General features: G+C 40.2%; 25 protein-coding genes and 2 other annotated features. Of the genes, 19 read left to right on the forward strand and 6 right to left on the reverse strand.

Features of this window, described 5'->3' with window-relative positions; genetic code table 11:
• Positions 1-14: 14 nt before the first annotated feature.
• On the forward strand, positions 15-1145 hold the full coding sequence (locus ACDZ29_RS18075) for an N-acetyldiaminopimelate deacetylase (protein ID WP_375088308.1): 1131 nt from the start codon (positions 15-17) through the stop codon (positions 1143-1145).
• A gap of 62 nt (positions 1146-1207) precedes the next feature.
• The gene (locus tag ACDZ29_RS18080; RefSeq protein WP_063231996.1) at positions 1208-1867 is read left to right on the forward strand and encodes a TrkA family potassium uptake protein; all 660 of its coding nucleotides are present in this window, start codon (positions 1208-1210) and stop codon (positions 1865-1867) included.
• A 52-nt stretch (positions 1868-1919) separates the two neighbouring features.
• Here the strand turns inward: ACDZ29_RS18080 and rnjA are convergent, their stop codons facing one another.
• Positions 1920-3590 (reverse strand): ribonuclease J1, encoded by a 1671-nt coding sequence (gene rnjA / locus ACDZ29_RS18085; RefSeq protein WP_375088309.1) that lies wholly within the window; start codon positions 3588-3590, stop codon positions 1920-1922.
• Positions 3591-3593: 3 nt separating this feature from the next.
• Complete coding sequence (locus ACDZ29_RS18090; RefSeq protein WP_289324278.1) at positions 3594-3803, reverse strand: DNA-dependent RNA polymerase subunit epsilon; 210 nt, start codon at positions 3801-3803, stop codon at positions 3594-3596.
• Between the two features lie 943 nt (positions 3804-4746).
• Here ACDZ29_RS18090 and ACDZ29_RS18095 point away from each other — a divergent pair.
• Positions 4747-5514, forward strand: a complete 768-nt coding sequence (locus ACDZ29_RS18095; RefSeq protein WP_289324279.1) for a Cof-type HAD-IIB family hydrolase — start codon at positions 4747-4749, stop codon at positions 5512-5514.
• A gap of 52 nt (positions 5515-5566) precedes the next feature.
• On the opposite strand, the gene def is transcribed toward ACDZ29_RS18095, so the two are convergent.
• Together def and ACDZ29_RS18105 are read right to left on the reverse strand one after the other, a co-directional pair.
• Positions 5567-6121 carry a peptide deformylase gene (gene def / locus ACDZ29_RS18100; protein WP_375088310.1) on the reverse strand — a complete coding sequence of 185 codons (555 nt, stop codon included), beginning with the start codon at positions 6119-6121 and terminating at the stop codon, positions 5567-5569.
• Positions 6122-6359: 238 nt separating this feature from the next.
• Entirely contained in the window at positions 6360-6518 is a 159-nt protein-coding gene (locus ACDZ29_RS18105) for a YjcZ family sporulation protein (protein ID WP_289324281.1), read from the reverse strand.
• Between the two features lie 212 nt (positions 6519-6730).
• Between ACDZ29_RS18105 and ACDZ29_RS18110 the strand changes: the two genes are divergently transcribed.
• The 8 genes from ACDZ29_RS18110 (at position 6731) to ACDZ29_RS18145 (ending at position 14435) form a co-directional block, all read left to right on the forward strand.
• Complete coding sequence (locus ACDZ29_RS18110) at positions 6731-7390, forward strand: YkyA family protein (RefSeq protein ID WP_289324282.1); 660 nt, start codon at positions 6731-6733, stop codon at positions 7388-7390.
• Positions 7391-8033: 643 nt separating this feature from the next.
• Positions 8034-9149 carry a pyruvate dehydrogenase (acetyl-transferring) E1 component subunit alpha gene (gene pdhA, locus ACDZ29_RS18115; RefSeq protein WP_289317288.1) on the forward strand — a complete coding sequence of 372 codons (1116 nt, stop codon included), beginning with the start codon at positions 8034-8036 and terminating at the stop codon, positions 9147-9149.
• Positions 9150-9152: 3 nt separating this feature from the next.
• Positions 9153-10130, forward strand: coding sequence for an alpha-ketoacid dehydrogenase subunit beta (locus ACDZ29_RS18120; protein ID WP_251427584.1), 978 nt, complete (start codon positions 9153-9155; stop codon positions 10128-10130).
• Between the two features lie 121 nt (positions 10131-10251).
• Positions 10252-11610 carry a dihydrolipoamide acetyltransferase family protein gene (locus ACDZ29_RS18125; protein ID WP_289317287.1) on the forward strand — a complete coding sequence of 453 codons (1359 nt, stop codon included), beginning with the start codon at positions 10252-10254 and terminating at the stop codon, positions 11608-11610.
• 3 nt (positions 11611-11613) lie between these two features.
• Positions 11614-13026, forward strand: coding sequence for a dihydrolipoyl dehydrogenase (lpdA, locus tag ACDZ29_RS18130; RefSeq protein ID WP_289317286.1), 1413 nt, complete (start codon positions 11614-11616; stop codon positions 13024-13026).
• A gap of 276 nt (positions 13027-13302) precedes the next feature.
• Positions 13303-13560 (forward strand): hypothetical protein, encoded by a 258-nt coding sequence (locus tag ACDZ29_RS18135; protein ID WP_353957684.1) that lies wholly within the window; start codon positions 13303-13305, stop codon positions 13558-13560.
• Between the two features lie 47 nt (positions 13561-13607).
• Positions 13608-13901, forward strand: coding sequence for a hypothetical protein (locus ACDZ29_RS18140; RefSeq protein WP_375088311.1), 294 nt, complete (start codon positions 13608-13610; stop codon positions 13899-13901).
• A 57-nt stretch (positions 13902-13958) separates the two neighbouring features.
• Complete coding sequence (locus ACDZ29_RS18145) at positions 13959-14435, forward strand: polysaccharide deacetylase family protein (protein WP_375088312.1); 477 nt, start codon at positions 13959-13961, stop codon at positions 14433-14435.
• A gap of 26 nt (positions 14436-14461) precedes the next feature.
• Here ACDZ29_RS18145 and ACDZ29_RS18150 read toward each other — a convergent pair whose 3' ends face one another.
• Positions 14462-14896, reverse strand: coding sequence for a DUF1885 family protein (locus ACDZ29_RS18150; RefSeq protein ID WP_370014340.1), 435 nt, complete (start codon positions 14894-14896; stop codon positions 14462-14464).
• Between the two features lie 405 nt (positions 14897-15301).
• Between ACDZ29_RS18150 and ACDZ29_RS18155 the strand changes: the two genes are divergently transcribed.
• Positions 15302-15427 (forward strand): GapA-binding peptide SR1P, encoded by a 126-nt coding sequence (locus ACDZ29_RS18155; RefSeq protein WP_072272684.1) that lies wholly within the window; start codon positions 15302-15304, stop codon positions 15425-15427.
• 190 nt (positions 15428-15617) lie between these two features.
• On the opposite strand, the gene ACDZ29_RS18160 is transcribed toward ACDZ29_RS18155, so the two are convergent.
• Positions 15618-17075 carry an aminotransferase class I/II-fold pyridoxal phosphate-dependent enzyme gene (locus ACDZ29_RS18160; RefSeq protein WP_375088313.1) on the reverse strand — a complete coding sequence of 486 codons (1458 nt, stop codon included), beginning with the start codon at positions 17073-17075 and terminating at the stop codon, positions 15618-15620.
• 413 nt (positions 17076-17488) lie between these two features.
• Between ACDZ29_RS18160 and ACDZ29_RS18165 the strand changes: the two genes are divergently transcribed.
• From ACDZ29_RS18165 to ACDZ29_RS18195, 7 genes are all read left to right on the forward strand, one after another.
• Positions 17489-18448: a nitronate monooxygenase family protein gene (locus ACDZ29_RS18165; protein ID WP_289324286.1), complete on the forward strand. Its 960-nt coding sequence runs from the start codon at positions 17489-17491 to the stop codon at positions 18446-18448.
• Between the two features lie 56 nt (positions 18449-18504).
• Positions 18505-18780 carry a UPF0223 family protein gene (locus tag ACDZ29_RS18170; protein WP_289324287.1) on the forward strand — a complete coding sequence of 92 codons (276 nt, stop codon included), beginning with the start codon at positions 18505-18507 and terminating at the stop codon, positions 18778-18780.
• A gap of 76 nt (positions 18781-18856) precedes the next feature.
• Positions 18857-19087: a binding site (T-box leader), on the forward strand.
• A gap of 35 nt (positions 19088-19122) precedes the next feature.
• Positions 19123-19360 (forward strand) — a binding site (T-box leader).
• A gap of 170 nt (positions 19361-19530) precedes the next feature.
• A complete protein-coding gene (gene trpE / locus ACDZ29_RS18175) occupies positions 19531-20925 on the forward strand; it encodes an anthranilate synthase component I (RefSeq protein ID WP_289324288.1) in 1395 nt (464 codons plus the stop codon).
• Positions 20922-21527, forward strand: a complete 606-nt coding sequence (locus ACDZ29_RS18180) for an anthranilate synthase component II (RefSeq protein ID WP_375088314.1) — start codon at positions 20922-20924, stop codon at positions 21525-21527. The genes trpE and ACDZ29_RS18180 overlap by 4 nt, the downstream gene beginning before the upstream one ends.
• 29 nt (positions 21528-21556) lie before the next feature.
• Positions 21557-22579, forward strand: a complete 1023-nt coding sequence (gene trpD, locus ACDZ29_RS18185) for an anthranilate phosphoribosyltransferase (RefSeq protein ID WP_289317278.1) — start codon at positions 21557-21559, stop codon at positions 22577-22579.
• Positions 22580-23356, forward strand: coding sequence for an indole-3-glycerol phosphate synthase TrpC (trpC, locus tag ACDZ29_RS18190; RefSeq protein WP_375088315.1), 777 nt, complete (start codon positions 22580-22582; stop codon positions 23354-23356).
• 10 nt (positions 23357-23366) lie between these two features.
• Positions 23367-23981, forward strand: coding sequence for an N-(5'-phosphoribosyl)anthranilate isomerase (locus ACDZ29_RS18195; protein WP_375088316.1), 615 nt, complete (start codon positions 23367-23369; stop codon positions 23979-23981).
• Positions 23982-23984: the final 3 nt, after the last annotated feature.

Genomic DNA, 23984 nt, shown 5'->3' on the forward strand with positions numbered 1-23984 from the left:
AGGGAGGGAATAATATGAAAATAAATCCTTTTGCCGAGATCCGGCGTGATTTGCATCAAATACCGGAGATAGGATTTAAAGAATTCAAGACGCAGCAATACCTATTGAATTACATAACGAATCTGGCCCAGGAGCGAATGGAAATAGAAACCTGGCGAACAGGGATATTCGTGAAAGTGAAGGGAAGGAACCCGCGGAAAATGATTGGCTACCGGGCTGATATAGATGGTCTGCCGATAAAAGAGGAAACTGGACTGCCTTTCGCATCCAATCACGAGGAATATATGCATGCCTGCGGCCATGATTTTCATATGAGCATCGGTTTGGGTTTATTGACATATTTCACCGAAAATCCGATCGATGATGACATACTATTCATTTTCCAGCCTGCAGAAGAGGGTCCTGGCGGAGCTGAACCGATGCTTAAATCGGAAACCATGAAAAAATGGAAGCCGGATATAATCCTTGCTTTACATATTGCTCCAGAGTATCCAGTTGGAACGATTGCTGTTAAAGAAGGGCTTCTATTTGCCAATACATCTGAATTATTCATCGATTTGAGAGGGAAAGGGGGGCATGCAGCCTATCCGCATGAAACAAAAGACATGGTCATCGCAGCCTGCTCACTTGTAGGGCAGCTACAAACCATCGTTTCCAGGAATGTCAATCCGCTTGATTCAGCTGTCATTACAGTTGGGAAGATTACTGGAGGCACCGTTCAAAATATTATTGCGGAGACAGCGCGTTTAGAAGGCACAATACGCACCCTTAACCCCGAATCGATGGTAAAGGTCAAGTCAAGAATAAAAGCGCTTGTGGATGGGATACAAGTTGGTTATGAGTGCTTAGCAGAAATAGACTATGGTGCGATGTATCACCAGGTGTATAATGAAGAACGGTTGACCCGGGAATTCATGGAATTTACAGAGATGTCCAACGCTGTTCATTTACATCGCTGTACTGAAGCGATGACGGGTGAAGATTTTGGATATATGCTAAAAGAGATACCTGGCTTCATGTTTTGGCTAGGGGTTTCATCGGAATACGGATTGCACCATGCTAAGTTAAGTCCTGATGAAAGTGCGATTGAACTCGCGATTAACCATTTAACGGAATACATAACATTTAAAGGAAATGAATCTTAAAGAATGCTTTTCAGAACAGAACATGCTCTAAAGAGAGAACGAATGATGTTGGAGGGCTTATTGTGAAAAAAGAATTTGCGGTAATTGGACTTGGCCGTTTTGGAGGCAGTATAGTCAAGACATTAGCTGAAGAAGGATTAGGGGTTCTGGCTATCGATGCAGACGAAGATCGAGTGAATGAATTTGCCAGAATAGCTTCACATGCCGTGGTAGGGGATACGACGGATGAAAATGTGCTGAGAAACATAGGCATTCGTAATTTTGATCACGTCATTGTAGCGATTGGCGAGAATATTCAAGCCAGTATATTGACGACTCTCATGCTTAAGGAATTGGGTGTCGGAAATGTTACGGTAAAAGCGCAAAATGATTATCATGAGAAGGTTCTTCGGAAAATCGGGGCAGACTTTGTGGTGCACCCCGAACGGGATATGGGGAGAAGGATTGCCCATAATATCGTCTCCAATAATATTCTCGATTATTTGGAGCTTTCTGATGAACATTCCATCGTCGAAATTGTTGCAAGCCAAAAGATGAATGGAAACTCAATATTTGACCTTGATATTCGCGCTCACTATGGGTTGAACATCGTTGCGATTAAAAGAGGGAACGAAATAAATGTCTCCCCACAGGCAAGCGATTTAATTCATAAAGGTGATATATTGATTGTCATCGGGGCCGATTCAGACATCAATCGCTTTGAAAAAAAAATTGTGGAATAAGCAAGGCGTATCATAAAAAAGCCCAGCCATCAATGGCTGGGCTTTTTTATGATTATTGGACCTCCATGATGATCGGTAGGATCATAGGACGGCGTTTAGTTTTTTCATATAGGAATGGAGATAAAGTATCTGTAATTTCATTTTTAATTTCAGACCATTGTGTAGTTTTGCGATCCATCACCTTATTTAAATGCTTGGTGATCAAGGATTGAGCATCGCTGATCAGGTCTCCTGATTCTCTCATATAAACAAATCCGCGTGAGATGATGTCAGGTCCGGATGTAATTTTGAATTCCTTCATATTTATGCTGACAACGACAACCACAAGGCCTTCCTCGGAAAGAATCCGACGATCACGCAGCACGATATTACCGATATCCCCGATGCCGCTTCCATCGATATAAACCGAACCTGAAGGGATTTTACCAGCGATTTGTGCCGTGTTTTCACTTAAGGAAAGTACTTCACCATTGTCCATGATAAAGCAATTTTCTTCCGGAACACCGCAATCGACTGCATGGCGGGCATGGAGTTTTTGCATCCGGTATTCACCATGGATTGGCATGAAGAATTTTGGCTTTATCAAACGAAGCATTAGTTTTTGTTCCTGCTGTCCACCATGTCCTGATGTATGAATGTCATTCAAAGGACCTGAAATGACTTCTGCTCCAGCACGATATAATTGATTAATCGTTCTGGAAACACTGATTGTGTTACCGGGAATAGGTGAAGAAGAAAATACCACAGTATCACCAGGAATGATTTGAATTTGACGGTGAGTGCCATTCGCTATCCGCGACAGGGCTGCCATTGGTTCACCTTGGCTGCCTGTACAAAGGATGGTTACTTTATTTGCAGGCATACGATTCAATTGCTGTACATCAATAAATGTATCTTTAGGCGCTACGATATATCCAAGATCTTGGCCAATTGCTATGGCTGAATCCATGCTACGTCCAAAAACAGCTATTTTACGGCCATTAGCCACTGCTGCTTCCACAACTTGCTGAAGGCGATGGATGTTCGATGCAAACGTTGCAAAAATGATCCGGCCGTCAACCTTACGGAAAATGTCTTGAATGGTATCGCCGACACGGCTTTCGGACATAGTAAAGTTTTGCACTTCACTATTTGTGCTATCTGAGAGTAAGCACAATACGCCTTCTTTACCGATTTCAGCCATCTTTGTCAAGTTTGCAGGCTCACCCACAGGTGTGAAGTCGAATTTGAAATCACCAGTATGGACAATTTGTCCAGGTGGGGTTTTTACGACGATTCCATAAGAATCAGGGATACTGTGAGTTGTGCGGAAGAAAGAGACGGAAGTCTTCCGGAACTTGATCACTTCATCTTCACTGATTTCAATCATGGTTGTCTGACGTAAAAGGCCGTGTTCTTCCAATTTATTACGAAGTAACCCAAGAGCTAGCTTACCGCCGTATACTGGTACATTCACTTTTCTAAGTAAATATGGAATCCCGCCAATATGGTCTTCATGGCCGTGCGTAATGAAAACACCTTTAATTTTATCTACATTTTTCTCTAAATAGCTGTAATCTGGAATCACATAGTCAATACCGAGAAGTTCATCTTCAGGAAATTTAATTCCAGCATCAATGACGATGATCTCATCTTGAAACTGAACAGCATATGTGTTCTTACCGATTTCGCCTAAACCGCCCAGGGCGAATACAGCTGTTTGATCGTTTTTTACAAATTTCATAAATTATAGCTCCAATACTTTGTAATCTTCATTTTGTTTTTCATATTCTAAATATGCTCCAGTTACGGGTAGTACGATTTCTACGTTATAAGGTTCTTTTTTTAATTTTAAACGGACGTCACGAACGGATTCACCTTCGATAAACACTGTTTTAGTATTCTCCCTGATGGGAACCTCTGCTATGGTTACTTGATAGTATACCTTAAAAACCATTTTAATCTCTCCTCACTTGTTTGCATTGCTTTTTTCATTATATATAAAAACAACAATTTTTTCATGTTTTTCAACATCATGTAAAAATAAACCCAGCTCCGCCATAAAAACGGAAGGGGTTTTGATGAATTAAATATACCAATGTCTAAAAAGTATATAAAAAAATAGATGGCCGATTCGGGTATCAATCCAATTGTAGCTTCCTCTATCTTATATCCTATCCGTTTTTACTATGTGTGAAACTTAAATCGATAAAGAAAAGTTTCTGCCGGCTTGTTTTTATGCAAAAAAACGGTTACTCACTTTATCTAATTTAAATGGGGTCTTTTTTCGCAAACGATTTCTTTCTTAATTAATATAGTACCACCGGGTACAGCGTTTCATGAACAGACAACGACTCATATTTTGATTGAATATGTATTCACCTGGCCATTCAAGCCAAGATAGAAAGAATGCTTAACAAGAACTTTACAACAAGGAAGAAGCCCTCCGCAAGTTTTTGAAGGGCTGTCCGAAAAAAATTCGCATTTGGATGACGGCCAAGGCAGGATATGAGTGGCAGATCATGCGATAGATTTTTTTCTTAAAAGATCATTCCACTGTTTAACAAGCTTTTTACGAAGCTTTTTTAACATGGCGATCACGCTCCCTTAGTTATTATTGTATAGGATTATTCAATAATGTAAATATGTCTTTACAAGTACTTGGCCCATTTTTGAAAAAAAAGGCTCATTCTTACAGGTGACTGTGATTTTAGGGGCAAGAAGGACGGAGAAGTGTATTTTGGAAAACCTGAGTTGAGTTCTATTAGGAATAGTATATGCTCATTAGTGAATAAAAAACGTAACTTTGAGGGAAATCCGCTAGAGTTACTTGACTTATCTTGATGACAATTATTAAATGGGTACATATTAAAAATGAATGAATTGGAAGTGAATCGTTAGTGAAAATCGTATTTTTTGATATTGACGGAACATTGCTCGATCATGAAAAAAAGTTACCTGCTTCAACGAAAAAAGCCATAAAGCAACTACAGGATAGCGGGGTTTTTGTAGCGATTGCCACAGGAAGGGCTCCATTCATGTTCGAGTCTTTAAGGGAAGAGCTTGGCATTGATACATTCGTAAGTTTCAATGGACAATACGTTGTTTTTGAAGGGAAAGTGGTTTATAAAAACCCTTTGAGCATACCTGAGATAAAACGGCTTCACGAACATGCTGAAAATAATCAAATACCGATCGTTTTCATGAATGAGGAGACAATGAAATCGAGTGTTCCACATCATGGCAGAATTGAAGAAGCATTAAGCACCTTGAAGTTTCCACACCCTGAACATGTGGCAGACTTTTATGAGGACCATGAAATATACCAAGCCTTATTATTCTGCTCGGAAGATGAAGAAGGGAACTATGTTGGGAAATATGATGACTTTCACTTTATTAGATGGCATGAATACTCGACGGATGTACTTCCATTCGGGGGGTCAAAAGCAGAAGGCATTAAAATATTAATGGAAAAAGTCGGGTTTGCTCTAGAGGATGTTTACGCCTTTGGAGATGGATTAAATGATATAGAAATGTTAAAAGTAGCAGGATATGGCGTGGCAATGGGGAATGCCGGTCAACTTGTGAAACAAGAGGCCGACTTTGTAACGAAGGATGTCGATGATGATGGCATACTTTTTGGTTTGAAGGAACTTGAATTGATTTAAAAATAAAAACTCCCGTCAACCAACAAGACGGGAGTTTTTGTCGCTTATTAGATTACCTTTCCACCGCAATGGAATTTTCCGGAACGGCATAGGGGTCTTCCTGATTGATATGATCATAAAACATAATTCCATTTAGATGGTCGATTTCATGTTGAAAGCAAATGGCTGCGGTGCCTTTTAGACGGAGTTGAACCGATTTCCCTTCCAGGTCAGTACCCACGACGGTTATTCGAGCATAACGTGGTACATAGCCGGAAACGGGGCGATTAACGGAAAGACAGCCTTCTCCGCTTGTCAAGTATGCTTTTTCCACTGAATGACTAATGAGTTTAGGGTTGAAAAGTGCATAGCTATACAGTTGATCATCTTTTTCTTTCAAATGAACCGCGATCATCCTTTTTGAAACATTGACCTGTGGTGCAGCCAAGCCAATTCCTGCCCTTAACCCGTATAGGGCAGCAATATCGGGCTTCTGGCTGTTTTGGACATATTCCATCAAACTGGCTAAAAGTCGCTTATCTTCATCTGATGCCGGAAGTGGAACCTCTAACGCGACTTTCCTTAATGTTGGATCGTCTTCATGAACAAAGTCATCCATAGTAAGCATGATCTATCACCCCATATATTCTTATAATATGTATAGGGTCATTTTAACAAAAAAAGTGCTGAAAGTTAATGGATTGGTCTAGTGAAAGTGTAATGGGAGGGATGGAATCAGTCGATAAATTCCTATCCCAGCCATTATTTTTATTTGCGTGTTGAGATTTTTTTAAAAAATTTAATCAATTTTTGTGAATCAGGGTAAATAGATAACATATTCGGGTAAAGGTATAGTAATTATCTGTTTAGCATAAACAAGCGCCGACAATGATGAGCAGAATGAACAGGACAATGATCAGGGCGAAGCCGCTTCCAAATCCGCAGCCTCCACCTTGGTCACCATAACCAAAGCTGGGTGCAACGGAAACCGGATAACAACACTCCTGGTTGTAACCTCCATACATAATTTCATACCTCCGTTTTTGTTTTATTAAAATGTTGACCACTCTGATTTGAAACGGTCCCTACAGCCTATGCAGTATGGTTTAAAGGGTGTAGGCTAGAGCCCAGTAATGATAAATTCATGTTCGGAATATGATTAGTGCAAGTGTCCGTGCATAAACAGAAATTTAAAGAAATATGAAACTTCAAGAACTATCAGAAGGAGCTGTCTATGTTGAAGAGTTTTGGTCCATATGTTATTTTACTTCTTTCATTAGTGATCTTGACCGGTTGTTTTAACGGTTCACCTGAAGAAAAGATCCATAAGATCCTGGAGAAAACTGCTGAAAAGGAAAATAATTTCACCGAGCATCAAGAGCCGCTTAATGATTTGGAGAAAAAGGAAAAAGAAAAGTATGAGAAAATCATTGAACTTGGATTGGATGAGTATGAACAAATCGTCGAGATTTCAGATGAAGCAACCAAGAATATCGACCAACGGGAGGAAATAATAGAAAAGGAACAAAGCAGTATGCAATCCTCAAAAGAACAATTCAATAAGATAGGTGAACAAATCGGGAAAATAGAGGATGAAAAAGTTAAAAAAGAAGCGGCTGACTTGAAAAAGATCATGAGTGAGCGTTATAGCACCTACGACAATTTGTATGATGCCTATCAACAAAGTCTGGCTTATGATCGTGAATTATATGAACTGTTTAAAAAAGAGGATTTGAAAATGGATGAATTACAAGGGCAAATCGAGAAAATCAATACCTCTTATGCAAAAGTTTTGAAGGCGAATGAACAATTTAATGCATTAACGGAAAAATCCAATCAAAAAAAAGAAAGTTTTTATGATAGTTCCGGCATAGAAATGGCTGATTCTACAAAATAATATAATAATGATGGGCTGTGATCCTCAATCACAGCTCATTTTTTGTGCATCCAGTTCATTTATAGACTAAAAAATTTTAGAATAGTTTTTTTGTCGAAACAAGTGAATGTAAAATTTTCAGTACCTGTACTAAAAAAAAACGTTAACAGAGAATCTAACAGCTGACTGATATGAAAGCGTTTGAGTATTTTTTCGTAATATTATCTTAAAGGCTCAAATGCCTGTAGTTAATGCGGTTTTGGAATCGATGGGATCGACGGAGGATTTGAAATATTATTCGTCGTCATCCCTAAAATGATAAATACGAGAAATTTAATAGTACAGTCGTAAAACGAAAACTAATACAGAGAAGAAGTTTTAGTGTTGGAAATTCTATTAAATCAAAAAAATAAGGAACTCCAAGTGATTGACTTGATGTTAATTCATCTTGTAAACTTAATCTATAAAAGTTCTTGTATCATTTTCCTTGATTTTTTTTATGGTACAGAATAAGATTGAGACATATTAAGCATATCCACGTTTGAGGGATTGGTCTTAAGGGAAAAATAAAAGAATGTATTGTTGAAGAAACTAAAAAGCAAACTATTTTTGCTTTATAGAATAATAATAGCAAACCTTTTTAATGAAAGGATGAGGTGCCAAAATGGCTCAAAAAACTAAACAAGCTAAAATTAATGTTCAAGATCAGCTTAAGAAAGTGGAAGATCAATTTGAAACTTTTCAAATTTTAAATGAAGAGGGAGAAGTCGTTAACGCAGCGGCAATGCCTGATTTAAGTGATGAACAACTGCAAGAATTAATGCGTCGTATGGTTTATACCCGCATCTTGGATCAACGTTCTATATCACTGAACCGCCAAGGAAGATTAGGGTTCTATGCACCGACTGCCGGTCAAGAAGCTTCTCAAATCGCTTCACAGTATGCTTTGGAAAAAGAGGATTTCATTCTTCCTGGATACCGTGATGTGCCGCAAATCGTTTGGCACGGCCTGCCGCTATGGCAAGCATTCCTATTCTCCCGTGGACATTTTAAGGGAAATCAAATTCCTGAAGACGTCAATGTTATTTCGCCTCAAATCATTATCGGCGCTCAATATATCCAAGCTGCCGGAGTGGCTCTTGGATTGAAGAAACGCGGAAAAAAAGCTGTTGCCATCACATATACGGGTGACGGTGGAACATCTCAAGGTGACTTCTATGAGGGTATTAACTTTGCAGGTGCATTTAAAGCGCCAGCTATCTTCATCGTGCAAAATAACCGTTTTGCAATCTCGACTCCTGTTGAATTGCAATCAGCATCAAAAACTTTAGCCCAAAAGGGTGTGGCTGCAGGTATTCCTGGCATCCAGGTTGATGGTATGGATGCATTGGCCGTTTATACAGTTGTTAAAGAAGCACGTGAACGTGCAATTAATGGTGAAGGTCCTACATTGATCGAAACATTAACTTACCGATATGGACCACATACGATGGCTGGGGATGACCCGACACGTTACCGTACTTCCGATATGGATAATGAGTGGGAACTAAAAGATCCATTGGTTCGTTTCCGCAAGTTCTTGGAAAACAAAAAACTTTGGAATGAAGAATTAGAGAACGAAACAATAGAAAAAGCAAAAGACGATATTAAAGAAGCAATCAAAAAGGCTGATGCAGAACCTAAGCAAAAGGTTACAGACCTTATTGAGAACATGTATGAAGAAATGCCTTATAACTTAAAAGAACAATATGAAATTTATAAAGAGAAGGAGTCGAAGTAAGCCATGGCTCAATTGACGATGATTCAAGCAATTACAGAAGCATTACGTACAGAACTTAAAAATGACGAGAATGTACTCGTTTTTGGAGAAGATGTTGGTCTTAATGGGGGAGTTTTCCGTGCAACGGAAAATCTTCAAAAAGAATTCGGTGAAGATCGTGTATTCGATACACCACTTGCTGAATCTGGAATCGGTGGATTAGCGGTTGGTCTTTCTTTACAAGGTTTCCGTCCTGTTCCTGAAATTCAATTCTTCGGGTTTATATATGAAGTAATGGATTCCGTAAGCGGTCAGCTTGCTCGTATGCGCTACCGTTCAGGGGGACGTTACAGTGCGCCGGTTACAATTCGCTCACCTTTTGGAGGCGGAGTGCACACTCCGGAAATGCACGCTGATAGCTTAGAAGGTTTAATGGCTCAGCAACCAGGGTTAAAAGTAGTAATCCCTTCCACTCCTTACGATGCAAAAGGCTTATTGATTTCAGCGATTCGTGATAATGACCCAGTCATTTTCCTTGAGCACATGAAATTGTACCGCTCATTCCGTCAGGAAGTTCCTGAAGAGGAATATACAATTCCATTAGGAAAAGCGGATGTGAAGAGAGAAGGAACGGATTTATCCATTATTACGTATGGTGCGATGGTACAGGAATCCATCAAGGCAGCTGAAGAATTGGCTAAGGATGGTCATTCCGTCGAAGTGGTCGACTTACGGACTGTATCTCCATTGGATATTGATACAATCATTGCTTCTGTAGAAAAAACTGGACGCGCTATCGTTGTTCAAGAAGCCCAAAAGCAAGCTGGTATAGCAGCGAATGTTGTCGCTGAAATTAACGAACGTGCCATTTTGAGCTTGGATGCTCCAGTACTGCGAGTGGCTGCTGCTGATACGGTATTCCCGTTTTCACAAGCTGAAACAGTATGGCTCCCTAATTATAAAGACATTATTGAAACGGCAACTAAAGTCTTGAAGTTTTAACAATCTTAAGTAATGGGAATGAACGTCCTGCTAGTGAAAGTGATTTTGCATTAACGGTAATGCAAGATAAAGGACTTTATTCAATGCACTAAGTATGATTTAATATAGGAGGTTGAACTCAGTGGCATTCCAATTTAGACTCCCTGATATCGGAGAAGGTATACACGAAGGTGAAATAGTGAAATGGTTTGTAAAACCAGGAGATAAGATACAAGAAGATGACGTGCTTTGTGAAGTTCAAAACGATAAGGCCGTTGTTGAAATCCCATCACCAGTGGAAGGTACCGTTGAAGAAATCCTTGTTCAAGAAGGAACGGTTGCCGTTGTTGGCGATGTACTTGTAACATTCGATGCTCCAGGATATGAAGATCTTCAGTTTAAAGGGGATCATGGAGAAGAAGCGAAGGCAGAAGGTGGAAAGGATACGGAGGCCCAGGTTCAAGCAACTGCTGAAGCTGGACAGGAAGTCAAGAAAGAGGCTGCTCCGGTTCAAGAAAATAGTGCAGAAACGGGCGCGGGATCACAACCACAGGTTGAGGCGGATCCTTCACGACGTATTATCGCCATGCCTTCTGTTAGGAAATATGCACGCGAACAAGGGGTAAATATTCGTGAGATTTCTGGTTCTGGAGATAACGGCCGCATCATGAAAGAAGACATCGATGCTTTCAAAAACGGCAAAACGGCTCCACAGCAACCAGCAGCTCAAAGTGAAGCTTCACAACAAAATGATAAGGAAACAACCGAAAAACAAAAAGTTTCGATTCCAGAAGGACAATATCCTGAAACTCGCGAGAAAATGAGCGGTATGAGAAAAGCTATCGCCAAAGCAATGGTTAAATCCAAACAGACTGCTCCACATGTAACATTGATGGATGAAGTCGATGTGACGCTACTGGTTGCTCACCGTAAGAAATTCAAGGAAATTGCTGCAGAAAAAGGAATCAAGCTTACATTCTTACCTTATGTTGTTAAAGCGTTAACAAGTGCATTGCGTGAATTCCCTATGCTTAACACATCATTTGATGATGAGGCTAGTGAGATTATCCATAAACACTATTACAATATCGGAATTGCGGCAGACACAGACAAAGGACTGCTTGTTCCAGTTGTAAAAGATGCAGATCGTAAATCAACTTTTGCCATTTCACAAGAAATTAATGAATTAGCGACGAAAGCTCGTGACGGTAAATTGGCTCCTAACGAAATGAAAGGTGCTTCTTGCTCCATTACGAATATCGGTTCCGCAGGCGGTCAATGGTTCACACCTGTAATCAATCATCCAGAAGTTGCCATTCTAGGGATTGGACGCATTGCCGAAAAAGCAATTGTACGCGACGGGGAAATTATCGCCGCTCCAGTTCTGGCATTATCACTGAGCTTTGATCACCGCATGATTGATGGAGCAACTGCTCAGCATGCATTGAATCATATCAAAAAGTTATTGAACGACCCAGAATTATTGTTAATGGAGGCGTAAACAATGGTAGTAGGAGATTTTCCAATCGAAACAGATACTTTAGTGATCGGTTCAGGCCCAGGGGGATATGTTGCCGCAATTCGCGCAGCACAGCTTGGACAGAAAGTAACGGTCGTTGAAAAAGGAACAATCGGCGGAGTTTGTTTGAATGTAGGCTGTATCCCATCGAAAGCTTTAATCTCGGCGGGACACCGTTTCCATGAAGCTCAGCATTCAGAAGACATGGGTATCTTTGCAGAAAAAGTTACTGTTGATTTTTCTAAAGTACAAGCTTGGAAAGGTACTGTTGTAAAAAAATTAACAGGCGGTGTAAGCAGCCTGTTAAAAGGTAATAATGTTGAGGTTGTAACTGGGGAAGCTTATTTCGTTGATGAAAACAGCATCCGTGTTATGAATGATGACTCAGCCCAAACATATACATTTAAAAACGCAATCATCGCTACTGGTTCATCGCCAATCGAGATTCCGTCATTTAAATATACGAAACGAGTACTTAATTCCACTGGTGCCCTTGCTTTGGAAGAAGTTCCAAGTTCTATCGTGGTAATCGGCGGAGGTTACATTGGTACCGAGCTTGGCGGAGCATTCGCAAGTTTTGGCACTAAAGTGACCATCCTTGAAGGTACGGAAGAAATTCTTTCTGCAGGCTTTGAAAAACAAATGGCAGCTCTTGTTAAACGTAACCTTAAAAACAAGGGTGCTGAAATTGTTACCAAAGCAAATGCTAAAGGCGTGGAAGAAACTGAAACAGGCGTAACCGTTACTTATGAAGTAAAAGGCGAAGAGAAAAAAGTTGAAGCCGATTACGTTTTAGTAACAGTTGGACGTCGTCCTAATACTGCAGAAATCGGCTTAGAACAAGTTGGAATCAAAATGACTGACCGTGGTTTGATTGAAACGGATAAACAATGCCGTACAAGCGTGAAAAACATTTACGCAATCGGTGATATCGTTTCTGGACCTCAGTTAGCTCATAAAGCTTCTTATGAAGGTAAAATTGCAGCTGAAGCCATTGCAGGACATTCATCTGAAATCGACTATCTTGCCATTCCGGCTGTTGTATTCTCTGAACCGGAACTAGCTTCTGTCGGTTATAATGAAAAAGAAGCGAAGGAAGCTGGAATCGAAGCGCTTGCTTCTAAATTCCCATTCGCTGCAAATGGACGTGCTCTTTCATTAAATAATACGGACGGATTTGTGAAGCTTATCACTCGCAAAGAAGACGGATTGGTTATAGGAGCACAAATTGCAGGACCAAACGCATCTGATATGATTGCAGAACTTGGTTTAGCTATCGAAGCGGGAATGACTGCTGAAGATATCGCGATGACAATCCATGCACATCCAACTTTAGGGGAAATCACTATGGAAGCAGCTGAAGTTGCCCTTGGAACTCCTATTCACATCATTAAGTAATTGATTTTAAAAAAAAGCGTACTGCATTAGGCAGTACGCTTTTTTGTATTGGCAAGAAGATGAAAATGAAGAATTACTCCTAATTCATTATTTTCTTTACACTAGTTAAATGAAAAGGACAAAAAGGGCATAAGCTATAAAAAGGACTTCTAACTTTTTTCCTTGAAAGGGTTTTAAAAAGGTAATAGAGGATAAAAAATAGGATGAGCGATGTTTGCTAAGGGATATTTTTTGCCAATAAAAAGACTATGGCTGATGTATTCATATTAAAATGGGGTGGATCACTTGAAAAATTATCTGGTAATCCTCTTTCAACTAATCGTTTGGAGTGGGTATACATTAGTTGAATGGCTGTCTGTTAATGATCGATTTGTTTTCAAAGTATTCATGTTTCTGGTCTTTTCTTATTTAGCCATTTACATTGGCAAAATGATTTTAAAGTCCAATAAGCGAACCATGCTTGTTACTGTGATAAGCCTATTATGTTATGGGATTTTACAAATCCTTTTGGAAACGTTAGTACCCATTTATTGAATTTTTTTCGTATGGCCAGCAACGACACAAGAAGCAACGGAGGAACCATGATTAACAGAGTATTAGTATTACTTACATCTATATCATTTTTCTTGATGGCTTGTAACGATCACAATCCCAATCAAACCGAAAATGAGAATCAAGAAAGTGTGGAAACGGCAGCAACAGTTCAAGATGAAAGCCAGCCAGAAAAAGATCTGAAAAAAGAAACATCAAAAATAAATCTCGTAGGGAATGTAAAGGCAGAATATCGGGTGAACAAAGATAATTGGTCATTTAAACCCATTGGGGATGCAAATCCGAAAGTTGTGTTGTTAACCTTTGATGATGCACCTGATTAATATTCGCTGGAAATTGCCAAAACCCTTAAGCGACTTGAAGTACCTGCGATTTTTTTCGTGAACGGTCACTTTCTTGAAAAAGATGAAAATAATGCGATGCTAAAAGTAATTCATGATATGGGTTTTTCTATCGGTAATCATACGTATTCCCATGTAAATGTAAAAGAATTGACTGAAAAGGAACAAGAGAGGGAAATCGTTAAATTGAACAATTTGGTTGAAGGCATTATAGGTGAACGCCCTAAGTACTTCAGGGCGCCTTTTGGATTGAAAACCGATCATTCAAAAAAAGTTGCTGAGGAAGAAAACATGTTGGTCATGAATTGGACATATGGATATGACTGGGAAAAAGAGTATCAGGATAAAAAAGCTTTAACTGATATCATGTTGAACAGCTCATATTTAAGAAATGGTGCGAACTTACTGATGCATGACCGGAAATGGACGAGTGAAGCGATAGAGGATATCGTGAAAGGTTTTCAAAAGAAAGGTTATAAGTTCCTTGATACAAAATTAATTGAAACGCCTGCATGAGCTGATTCTCGGCCACAGCAGGTTTTTTATTTCCTTGGATAGTAATACATCACCCGATTATTGAATAGATGGAGCTGTGCCCGTAATTTCTTTGCTAGGAACTTGCACAATTCATTAGCTTTTCCCTTATCACCGAAAGTTGCTGTTTCAGGGAGGGTGAATTGGATATAGGATTGAATCCGCTCTAATCCATTTTCATCCTTAACGACTTCTTGGTCAACGCCTATCAATATCATGTGGTATCGATCCTCTTTGGCTTGGAGATAAATAGCCTTATCTTTCATTCTTTCAGGTACTTTCATTTCATAAGGAAATGCTTTCTTATCATACTCCCAATCCAGTTGCTTTCCTGTTTTTGCTGTGATCATTTGATAATAATTCAGCAATTCTTTCACATCTTCAATGGTTACAGTCGCTTTTACGGACTCGGGAACAAGTTTAATATAGGCATTTTCAGTCATTTGGATCCCCCTTAGATCTTTCGAATGTAAGTATATATTAACATTTTATGGTTGTTTTATATACTAATCTATATGTAAGTTGAAAGGCAAAATTCCTTTTTCACCTTGTTTTGCTGAGTAAGGAATGTGGTGGAATTTTAAAAAAAGAGCTCAAAGAGCCGTTCGTTTTTTGAAAATGAACGTTTTCATAATAAGAATTCCAATGATTGGAACCGTTTACTTCCAATCGGCGGTTTCAAAATGAAAGAAATAAATCAATGGAATGAACCTATATTGAATTTAATGGAAAAAAGTATATATGTTATACTTTTTAGCTTGAAATAATAAATGTGTTATATTATAATTCATATAAAGCGGTTACATTATGTAATTGATGCATACAATATAGAGGAAGGGGTTGTAAAAATGGGAACTATCGTATGTCAAACTTGCAATAGCACGATTGAACATTTTGAAGATGAAAAAGTAAGTGTACTTTATACACACAATCACAACTGCCAAAGCTGTGATACAGCTGCCTCTGAAAAATAAATGGAAAAAGACTTTTAGATTAATAGAATTGAAGGGTGTTTCAGGGTTGTAACCTGGAGCACCCTTTTTATCGAAGTTAACGAGGGAGAATTCTTCCGTTTCCAACCAAAGCACTTTGCTCAATTACGTTGAATCAATAAAATGGGCAAAAAACCAGAGCAGGTATCTGCTCTGGTTTGATGAAATTCATTCAGTTTTTAATGATGCGCAAATATTTTATCTCTGGATCCTCTGGACCTTGGACAGGTAGGCCTGCCTCGATGTTTTTCCGGATGTAATTGATATTATCTTCAGTAATCAGTTCGCCTGGTATGAAGATCGGGATTCCCGGCGGGTAAACCATGATGAATTCAGCACTGATTTTGCCGACCGATTCCTCGATGGGAACCACTTCGGTCTCTGCATAAAATGCCTCCCTTGGTGATAAAGCAAGTGGCGGTGTATCAGGAAGGAGGACTTCAATTTTTTCATGTTCAGCAGCCATTTCCTTAAACTCTTCCGATAAGTCTCTTAGGGCAGCGATCAGCAGGTCAGCTTCTATTTTTGAGTCTCCCGGTGTTATCAGGCAAAGGATATTGTACAAGTCAGAAAGTTCGACTTCGATATTATGCTTTTCACGCAGCCATTTCTCAACGTCGTATCCGGTAATATTCAATTCCTTAATGGAAATGATCAACTTAGTCGGATCATAACTAAATGCTGCCTTACTCTCAAGAATTTCGCTGCCGACACAGTATAGATAAGGAATCTCATTCACGGCCTCACGGATATATCCTGCAAGATTGATGGCCTCATCGATCATTTCCCTGCCTACCGTCGCCAGCTGTCTTCTAGCCGTATCCAGGGAAGCCAGAAGTATATAGGAGGTTGAGGTCGTTGTGAGCATGCTCAAAATGGCTTGTACACGATTTGCTGAAACCAATCCAGTTTTAACATTTAATATGGAACTTCCCGTTAGTGAACCGCCCAGTTTATGAACACTTGTTGCAGCCATATCTGCTCCAGCTTGCATGGCTGACATCGGCAAGTCTTCATGGAAGTGAATATGGACACCATGTGCTTCATCTACAAGAACTGGGATTTTGTGGGAATGAGCAAGTTCGACTATTTTTTGCAAATCAGCCGAAATACCGAAATAGGTGGGATTGATTACAAGCAAACCTTTAGCATCACCATGTTCCCTTAAAGTTTTTTCAACGGCATCGATGGTGATTCCGTGGGAGATGCCCAAGTCTTTGTCTATTTCAGGATTGATGAAAATGGGAACAGCTCCGGAAAATACAATGGCAGACATTACGGATTTATGTACATTCCTCGGAACGATGATTTTGTCCCCAGGTCCGCAGACTGTCATGACCATCGTCATGATCGCTCCACTTGTTCCTTGAACGGAAAAGAATGTATGATCTGCACCAAAAGCTTCAGCGGCAAGATCCTGAGCTTGTTTAATGATACCTTTAGGTTGATGGAGATCATCGAGTGGTGCAATATTGATTAAATCTATGGATAATGCATTTTCTCCAATGAAATTACGGAAATCAGCGTCCATTCCTTTTCCTTTTTTATGACCTGGAATATGAAATTGAACGGGATTTTTTTTTGCATGTTGCAATAAGGCAGTGTATAAGGGTGTTTCATTCTGTGACAATTCTTTGTGGCCCCTTTTCAATATAATAGGTACGAAATATCGGGGAGGGTATACTCCCTTACTATTAACGATCGTATGTTTCTCCGATTCCATTCAAATGGTCTTGTGGATAGACATAAAACAAATGAATTATAGCACGTCTTATAATAAATGCCTAGCGTGACTTTAATGTCCTGACATAAACAAATTTTAAATGCCTTCGATGTTAAGGGGCTCAATAAAAATATCAGCCGATTATAATTGAGTATATGCCTAGTATTAACTGGATTGACTCAAGAATTCTTCATTTATAAATATTGAATGCGTGAGTTTAAAAATTGAACGGGTAAGCAATATTTGCCATAATTAAGCTATGTTATATAGATTGCAGCTAAATAAAACAAATCACTAAAAGGAAAAGGGAGATGAGGAGTTTGAAGTGGAATACGCGTGTGACCAATTTGTTAGGGATTCAATACCCAATCGTACAAGGGGGATTGGCTCATTTAGCTTATGCAGAACTGGCTGCGGCAGTTTCGAATGCAGGAGGGCTTGGACAGGTAACGGCCATGTCCTTGGAAAACCAAGAGCAACTGATAGATGAAATTAGAAAAACTAAATCATTGACGGATAAACCCTTCGGTGTGAACTTTGCAATCGGGCAGCATGGAAGGCCTTATGAACACATGCTTGAAGCAGCATTGAAAGAGGATATCGCAGTTGTTTCCGTAACCGGCGGAAACCCTTCGCCATTTCTTGAATACGTCAAAGGTACTCAGGTGAAAAAACTGGTGCTAGTTGCTGCAAGAAAGCAGGCTGTGAAGGCTGAACAGCTTGGTGCAGATGCAGTGATGGTGGTTGGGCAGGAGGGCGGCGGACATTTAGGCCGTGATGATATTGGAACCTCTGTGTTAATTCCTCAAGTTGTGGATTCCGTTAAAATTCCAGTCATCGCCTCGGGGGGGTTTGGCGATGGGCGCGGTTTGATGGCAGCATTGGCTCTTGGCGCCGATGGAATCGAGATGGGAACACGATTCATAGCAGTCAAGGAGTGCGTTCATGCGCATGAATTATATAAAAATGCCTTGGTTTCCGGTACAGAAAATGATACCGTTGTCATTAAGAGGTCCATTGGTGCACCAGCCAGGGTAATTGCAAACAACTGGACCGATAAAATCCTTGAAATAGAAAAAGAAAATGGCGGATATGAGCAATTGAAGGATTACATAAGTGGAAAAGCGAACCAGCGTTATATTCACGACGGTGTTGAAAGTGAAGGATATGCCTGGGCTGGACAAGTGATGGGGCTGATTCATGATGTACCATCGACTGCTGAACTATTCAGTCGGATTATCGGCCAAGCGGAAGCAATTCGTTCAAAATGGGCAGACTGAAGATAAATGGACTCCCGGACAACATGAAAAACTATCTAGAAGGAGCGTGTTAGGGTATGGATTATCAATATCCAATGGATCTTGATTGGACTACTGATGAAATAGTAGATGTGATTAAATTTTTTGAAGCGGTAGAAAAGGCTTATGAAAATAAAATACAAAAAGAAGAATTTATGAAAGCATATCGAAGATTCAAGGAAATAGTCCCCGGTAAGGCGGATGAAAAAAAGTATACGGATGAGTTTGAGTCAGCCAGCACCTATTCAGCATATCTCGTTATTAAGAAGGCAAAAGGAATCGAAGACGGAGAATGGATAAAAATGAAAAATTAAAAATTAAAAATATAATTTTTAGAAAACTCCATTGACTTACTGAAAAGATTGTTTTAACATAATAATCAAGAAAAAGATAAAGGCAGTGACGAAGAAGAGTACCTTAATGCTGTTCTGCAGAGAGCCAGTGGTTGCTGAAAACTGGTGAACGAATTTAAGCGAATGGACTTCCGAGCCCCAAACCGAAACGGATTGACGGAGTAGGCTTTGGCGATTATCTCATCGTTAATGGAGATAGGCATGTTAATGCCGTAAAGTGAGCTAATTTAGCTAATTAAGGTGGTACCACGGGTTCCTCGTCCTTTGGATGAGGGCCCTTTTTGCGTTTTTATGAAAATGATAATTAAATCTATGAATAAGAGTAGTAATCTTTTTAGATGCGTCACAGAGAGCCGGAAAAGGTGGAAACCGGTACGATATAAGAAGATGAATGGACTTATGAGTGGTTTCTTGAAATAAGTAGGGAAACTCGGCTGCCACCGTTAAAGGGTATTCGCAAGAAACTTTCATTTCTTGCTTGAGAGGGAAAAATGATGCGTTTTTCCAACTTGAGGTGGCACCGCGGTATACCGTCCTCTGCAGACACATATTTGTGTTTGCAGGGGATTTTTTTATGGGATTTTCAATATAAATACCTTTTAGAGGAAAAGTCAAAAAATATTCAGAGTAACTGGAAACTCCGGCACTCGTCAAAAGGGTCTGCCCTTTTAACAGTTTATATGATCGTATAAGAATTGGGAGGGAATTGAGATGAACAATTTGGATGAAAAAAAAATACTCCGCTTCAAAATGGACACAATTGAAGGGGATATCCACACACCCATTGCCATATTTCAGAAAATGGATGGGGAACAGAAATTTTTATTGGAAAGTTCCAATTCGCATCATGACAACGGGCGCTATTCTTATCTAGGTTCAAACCCATACTTGGAGGTGACATCGCTCGCTAACCAAGTATATGTGAAAGACCCTGAAACTGGTGACCAAATCGTAAAGAACATCAATATCATCGAGTTTCTAAAAAATGAATTGTTAGTTGAGATAGGAGAGGCCCCCGTACATCTTCCGCCATTTAATGGAGGTGCAATCGGCTATATGGGCTATGATATCATTCGGCTATATGAAAATATAGGCTCGGTGCCGCCTGATTCTCTGCAAATGCCTGATGCTCATTTTCTCTTTTATAAAGAACTGTATATATTCGATCATGTTTTGCAAAAAATCCATCTTTTGACTGCGGAAGAAGATAGTGAAAAAAGTTTATTGGGGATGAAGGAAAAAATCAATCAGGCAAGCAAACCGTCAAAGGAAATATCGTCGGAATATTTGGAATTCAAGTCGAATTTCAGTCAGGATGAATTTGAGAAAATGGTTCTTGATGTTAAAGCGGCGATTGTGGCTGGTGAAGTGTTCCAAGTTGTTTTATCACAAAGATTTAAAGCGGACTTCGATGGTGAACCTTTCGATGCCTATCGTCGTCTGCGTTTAGCCAACCCATCACCTTATATGTTTTATATAGAATTTGGTGACTATACCATTCTAGGGTCGTCTCCAGAAAGCTTGATCAGTGTTTCATCAGGAATGGTTCACGTTAATCCCATTGCCGGTACAAGGCCGAGAGGGAAAACGGACGAAGAAGATAAGGGATTGGAAAAAAGCCTGCTGATGGATGAAAAGGAACTTGCTGAGCATAGGATGCTTGTTGATTTAGGAAGAAATGACCTTGGGAGGGTTTGCGAAATTGGTTCAATCCATCTGACCGAGGAAATGGAAATTCAAAGATATCAGCATGTCATGCATATTGCTTCTAAGATTAGCGGAAAGCTTAGGGAAGGATTCACGAGTTTGGATGCGCTGACGGTCTGCCTCCCTGCTGGAACAGTTTCAGGTGCTCCTAAAATCAGGGCGATGGAGCTGATCAATGAACTGGAAAATTGTAAACGCGGGATGTATTCGGGCTCAATAGGATTCATTGGTTATGGAGGGGATCTTGATATGGCATTAGCCATTCGGACGATGATCATTAAAGATGGCAAGGCACATGTACAGGCAGGGGCAGGAATTGTATATGATTCAGATCCAAAAACGGAATATGAAGAAACACAAAATAAAGCACGAGCTCTAATGGAGGTTCACACAAAATGATTTTATTAATTGATAACTATGACTCGTTCACTTACAACCTTTATCAATATTTAGGGGAAGTGGAAAAAGAAATCGTTGTAAAAAGGAATGACGAAATCACCCTTGCTGAAATTGAGGAATTGAATCCCATGGCAATCGTCATTTCCCCGGGACCTGGCCGGCCGGAAGATGCTGGTATCAGTATGGAGATCATTCGTAGCTTTTATGAGAAGGTTCCGCTTTTAGGCATTTGTCTGGGGCATCAGGCCATTGGTGCAGTTTTTGGTGCGAACGTGGTTGGGGCAAAACAAATCATGCACGGGAAAACATCGGTCATCGAGCATGATGGAACAGGTGTATTTGCGAAACAGGACCTACGATTCCCGGTAATGCGTTACCATTCTCTTGTAGTTGAAAGGGCGAGTTTGCCAAATGAGCTGACTGTGACGGCGAGTGCACTGGATGATGGGGAAATCATGGCCCTAAAACATCAAGATTTCCCGCTATACGGGTTACAGTTCCACCCTGAATCAATAGGGACGAAAATCGGCAAGGAATTATTACATCAATTTTATAAGATTGCCGGAACCTTTCAATCAGAGAAGGGACAATCCATTTTATAAATACAAAAAACGACTGGGGGAGTTTAGTGGTGAAGGAGTATTTAGCGAAGTTAGCAGAGCGTCAAACATTGACGGAAGAAGAGATGAGCAGAGCAGCCCAAGCGTTATTTTCTAAAGATATCACCGAAAGCGAGATGGCAGCTTTCATCATAGCCCTTAAATCCAAAGGGGAAACGGCAGGTGAGATAGCAAGCCTTGTCCGAGTCATGAGAAAAGAAGCAAGAAGTGTAAAAACAAGCTCCCTTAATGTAATGGATAATTGCGGAACGGGAGGAGATGGATCACAAAGCTTCAATATAAGTACCGCATCGGCCTTCGTACTGGCTGGGGCAGGTGTCAAGGTTGCCAAACATGGAAACCGTAGCATTTCAAGTAAAACGGGAAGCGCGGATGTATTGGAAGAGCTAGGTGTTAATTTGTACTTGGAGCCTGACATGTTAAAAGAACTGCTGGAGGAAAATGGGATCACATTCTTATTTGCCCCATCCGTCCACCCTAATATTGCACGAATAATGAAAGTAAGAAAAGAATTGAAAATCCCGACAATATTTAACCTTATCGGACCTTTGACAAATCCAGTTCAACTCGACACGCAATTATTGGGAATTAATCGACGCGATATGCTCGAGCTATTTGCGGAAGTCCTGCATAAATTGGGAAGGACACGCGCGGTCGTGATAAATGGTGCCGGTTTTATGGATGAAGCAAGCCTGCAGGGTGAAAATTCACTCGTGCTTTTGGAGCAAGGGGATATAACCCAATTTACGCTGCATCCTGAAGAAGTGGATCTGCCGGTTTACGGAAATGATGCCATCCGTGGCGGTGACGCCAAACAAAACGCCGATATTATGCTTCGCCTTCTCAAAGGGGAAAAAGGTGCCTATCGCGATACCGTTTTATTGAATGCTGGATTGGGATTATACGCACATGGTACGGCAGCTACGATCAAAAAAGGAATCTCCATGGCCAAAGAAAGCCTGGATAGCGGATCGGCTCTTACAAAGTTAGAAAATCTAATTGCTTATGGCAATAGAAATAAGGTGGTCATGTAAATGGAAAATATCTTAACGAAAATCATCGAACAGAAAAAGGTGGAAGTCGCAAAATTAAAAGAAAGGGACTTAGATGATTCGGTATTGATCAATATAGTCAGACCATCTCTTGTAGAAAATTTGAAAACGGCAAAATCAATGGCTGTTATTGCGGAAATAAAACGGGCTTCCCCTTCAAAAGGGGACATTAAAATTAATGTGAATCCAATCGAGCAGGCACTTTCATATGAAAGCGGCGGTGCGGCAGCAATATCCGTATTGACGGATGAGATTTTCTTTAAAGGATCTTTTGCAGATTTGAGAACCGTAAGCGAGGCGATACGGATTCCCAGGTTGTGCAAGGATTTCATCATCGATGAAATTCAAATCGATCGTGCCTATCGAGCTGGTGCAACAATCATTCTATTAATTGTGGCTGCACTTTCTAAAGAACGTCTTCATGAATTATATCAATATGCAAAAAATAATGGGCTTGAAGTATTAACGGAAGTCCATGATGAAGCCGAACTGGAACGAGCACTCGAACTAAATGCAGAGCTCATAGGGATTAACAATCGGAATTTAAAGACCTTCAAAGTGGATTTGGCTGTAACGGAACGACTAGCGAAGTTACTTGATCCAAAACGCGATATCATTATCAGTGAAAGTGGAATAAAGACAAAAGAAGACGTTATGCGTGTGAAGGAAGCTGGTGCAAAAGCGGTTTTAGTCGGGGAGACACTGATGACTTCATCAAATCTTCCTTATACGATGGCGGAATTGCAAATGAGTATATAAGGAGATTAATATGTTAGTGAAAATCTGCGGGATAAAGACTTTGGCAGCTGCTCGGACTGCTGTTGAATCCGGGGCAGACTTTATTGGTTTCATTTTTGCCGAGAGTAACAGAAAAGTCGAGCCGGATATAGTAGGTGAGTTTGGGGCGAATCTACCCGGACATGTTAAAAAAGTCGGAGTGTTTGCCAATCAAACTGAACAAGAAGTGATAAAAAGTGCTGAAATTGCAGGATTGGATTATATTCAGCTTCATGGTAACGAGTCTGCCAGCTTCGCCCGCAGAATGCCCCTGCCGGTGATCAAGGCCTTTGCCATCCAGTCAGAGAAAGACCTTGAAAACCTTCATGAATACCCGGCAGATTATCTATTAGTGGATCTTCCTAAGGGTTCTTCCGGTAAGGGACTAACTTTGGATTGGGAAATGATCCGAAAAGCGGACTTGCCATGGGGGAAGGTGATTCTAGCGGGTGGGTTGACTCCGGAAAATGTCGGAAAAGCGATTAGTGCCGTTTCACCATTCGCAGTTGACGTAGCCAGTGGCGTTGAAACAAACGGATTAAAAGATGTTGTAAAAATAAAAGCATTTATCAATGAGGCAAAATATACAGCCGGAAAAGAGGAATGAATA

This window comes from Peribacillus sp. RS7 (assembly GCF_041956845.1).
Taxonomy (GTDB): Bacteria; Bacillota; Bacilli; order Bacillales; family DSM-1321; genus Peribacillus.

Coding starts and splice junctions, on each gene's coding strand:
- ACDZ29_RS18180 (WP_375088314.1), top strand. CDS start 20,922: ATGATTTTATTAATTGATAACTATGACTCGTTCACTTACAACCTTTAT.
- trpE (WP_289324288.1), top strand. CDS start 19,531: ATGAACAATTTGGATGAAAAAAAAATACTCCGCTTCAAAATGGACACA.
- ACDZ29_RS18105 (WP_289324281.1), bottom strand. CDS start 6,518: ATGTATGGAGGTTACAACCAGGAGTGTTGTTATCCGGTTTCCGTTGCA.
- def (WP_375088310.1), bottom strand. CDS start 6,121: ATGCTTACTATGGATGACTTTGTTCATGAAGACGATCCAACATTAAGG.
- ACDZ29_RS18155 (WP_072272684.1), top strand. CDS start 15,302: ATGGGAACTATCGTATGTCAAACTTGCAATAGCACGATTGAACATTTT.
- ACDZ29_RS18075 (WP_375088308.1), top strand. CDS start 15: ATGAAAATAAATCCTTTTGCCGAGATCCGGCGTGATTTGCATCAAATA.
- ACDZ29_RS18195 (WP_375088316.1), top strand. CDS start 23,367: ATGTTAGTGAAAATCTGCGGGATAAAGACTTTGGCAGCTGCTCGGACT.
- lpdA (WP_289317286.1), top strand. CDS start 11,614: ATGGTAGTAGGAGATTTTCCAATCGAAACAGATACTTTAGTGATCGGT.
- ACDZ29_RS18120 (WP_251427584.1), top strand. CDS start 9,153: ATGGCTCAATTGACGATGATTCAAGCAATTACAGAAGCATTACGTACA.
- trpC (WP_375088315.1), top strand. CDS start 22,580: ATGGAAAATATCTTAACGAAAATCATCGAACAGAAAAAGGTGGAAGTC.
- ACDZ29_RS18170 (WP_289324287.1), top strand. CDS start 18,505: ATGGATTATCAATATCCAATGGATCTTGATTGGACTACTGATGAAATA.
- ACDZ29_RS18090 (WP_289324278.1), bottom strand. CDS start 3,803: ATGGTTTTTAAGGTATACTATCAAGTAACCATAGCAGAGGTTCCCATC.
- pdhA (WP_289317288.1), top strand. CDS start 8,034: ATGGCTCAAAAAACTAAACAAGCTAAAATTAATGTTCAAGATCAGCTT.
- ACDZ29_RS18150 (WP_370014340.1), bottom strand. CDS start 14,896: ATGACTGAAAATGCCTATATTAAACTTGTTCCCGAGTCCGTAAAAGCG.
- ACDZ29_RS18140 (WP_375088311.1), top strand. CDS start 13,608: ATGATTAACAGAGTATTAGTATTACTTACATCTATATCATTTTTCTTG.
- rnjA (WP_375088309.1), bottom strand. CDS start 3,590: ATGAAATTTGTAAAAAACGATCAAACAGCTGTATTCGCCCTGGGCGGT.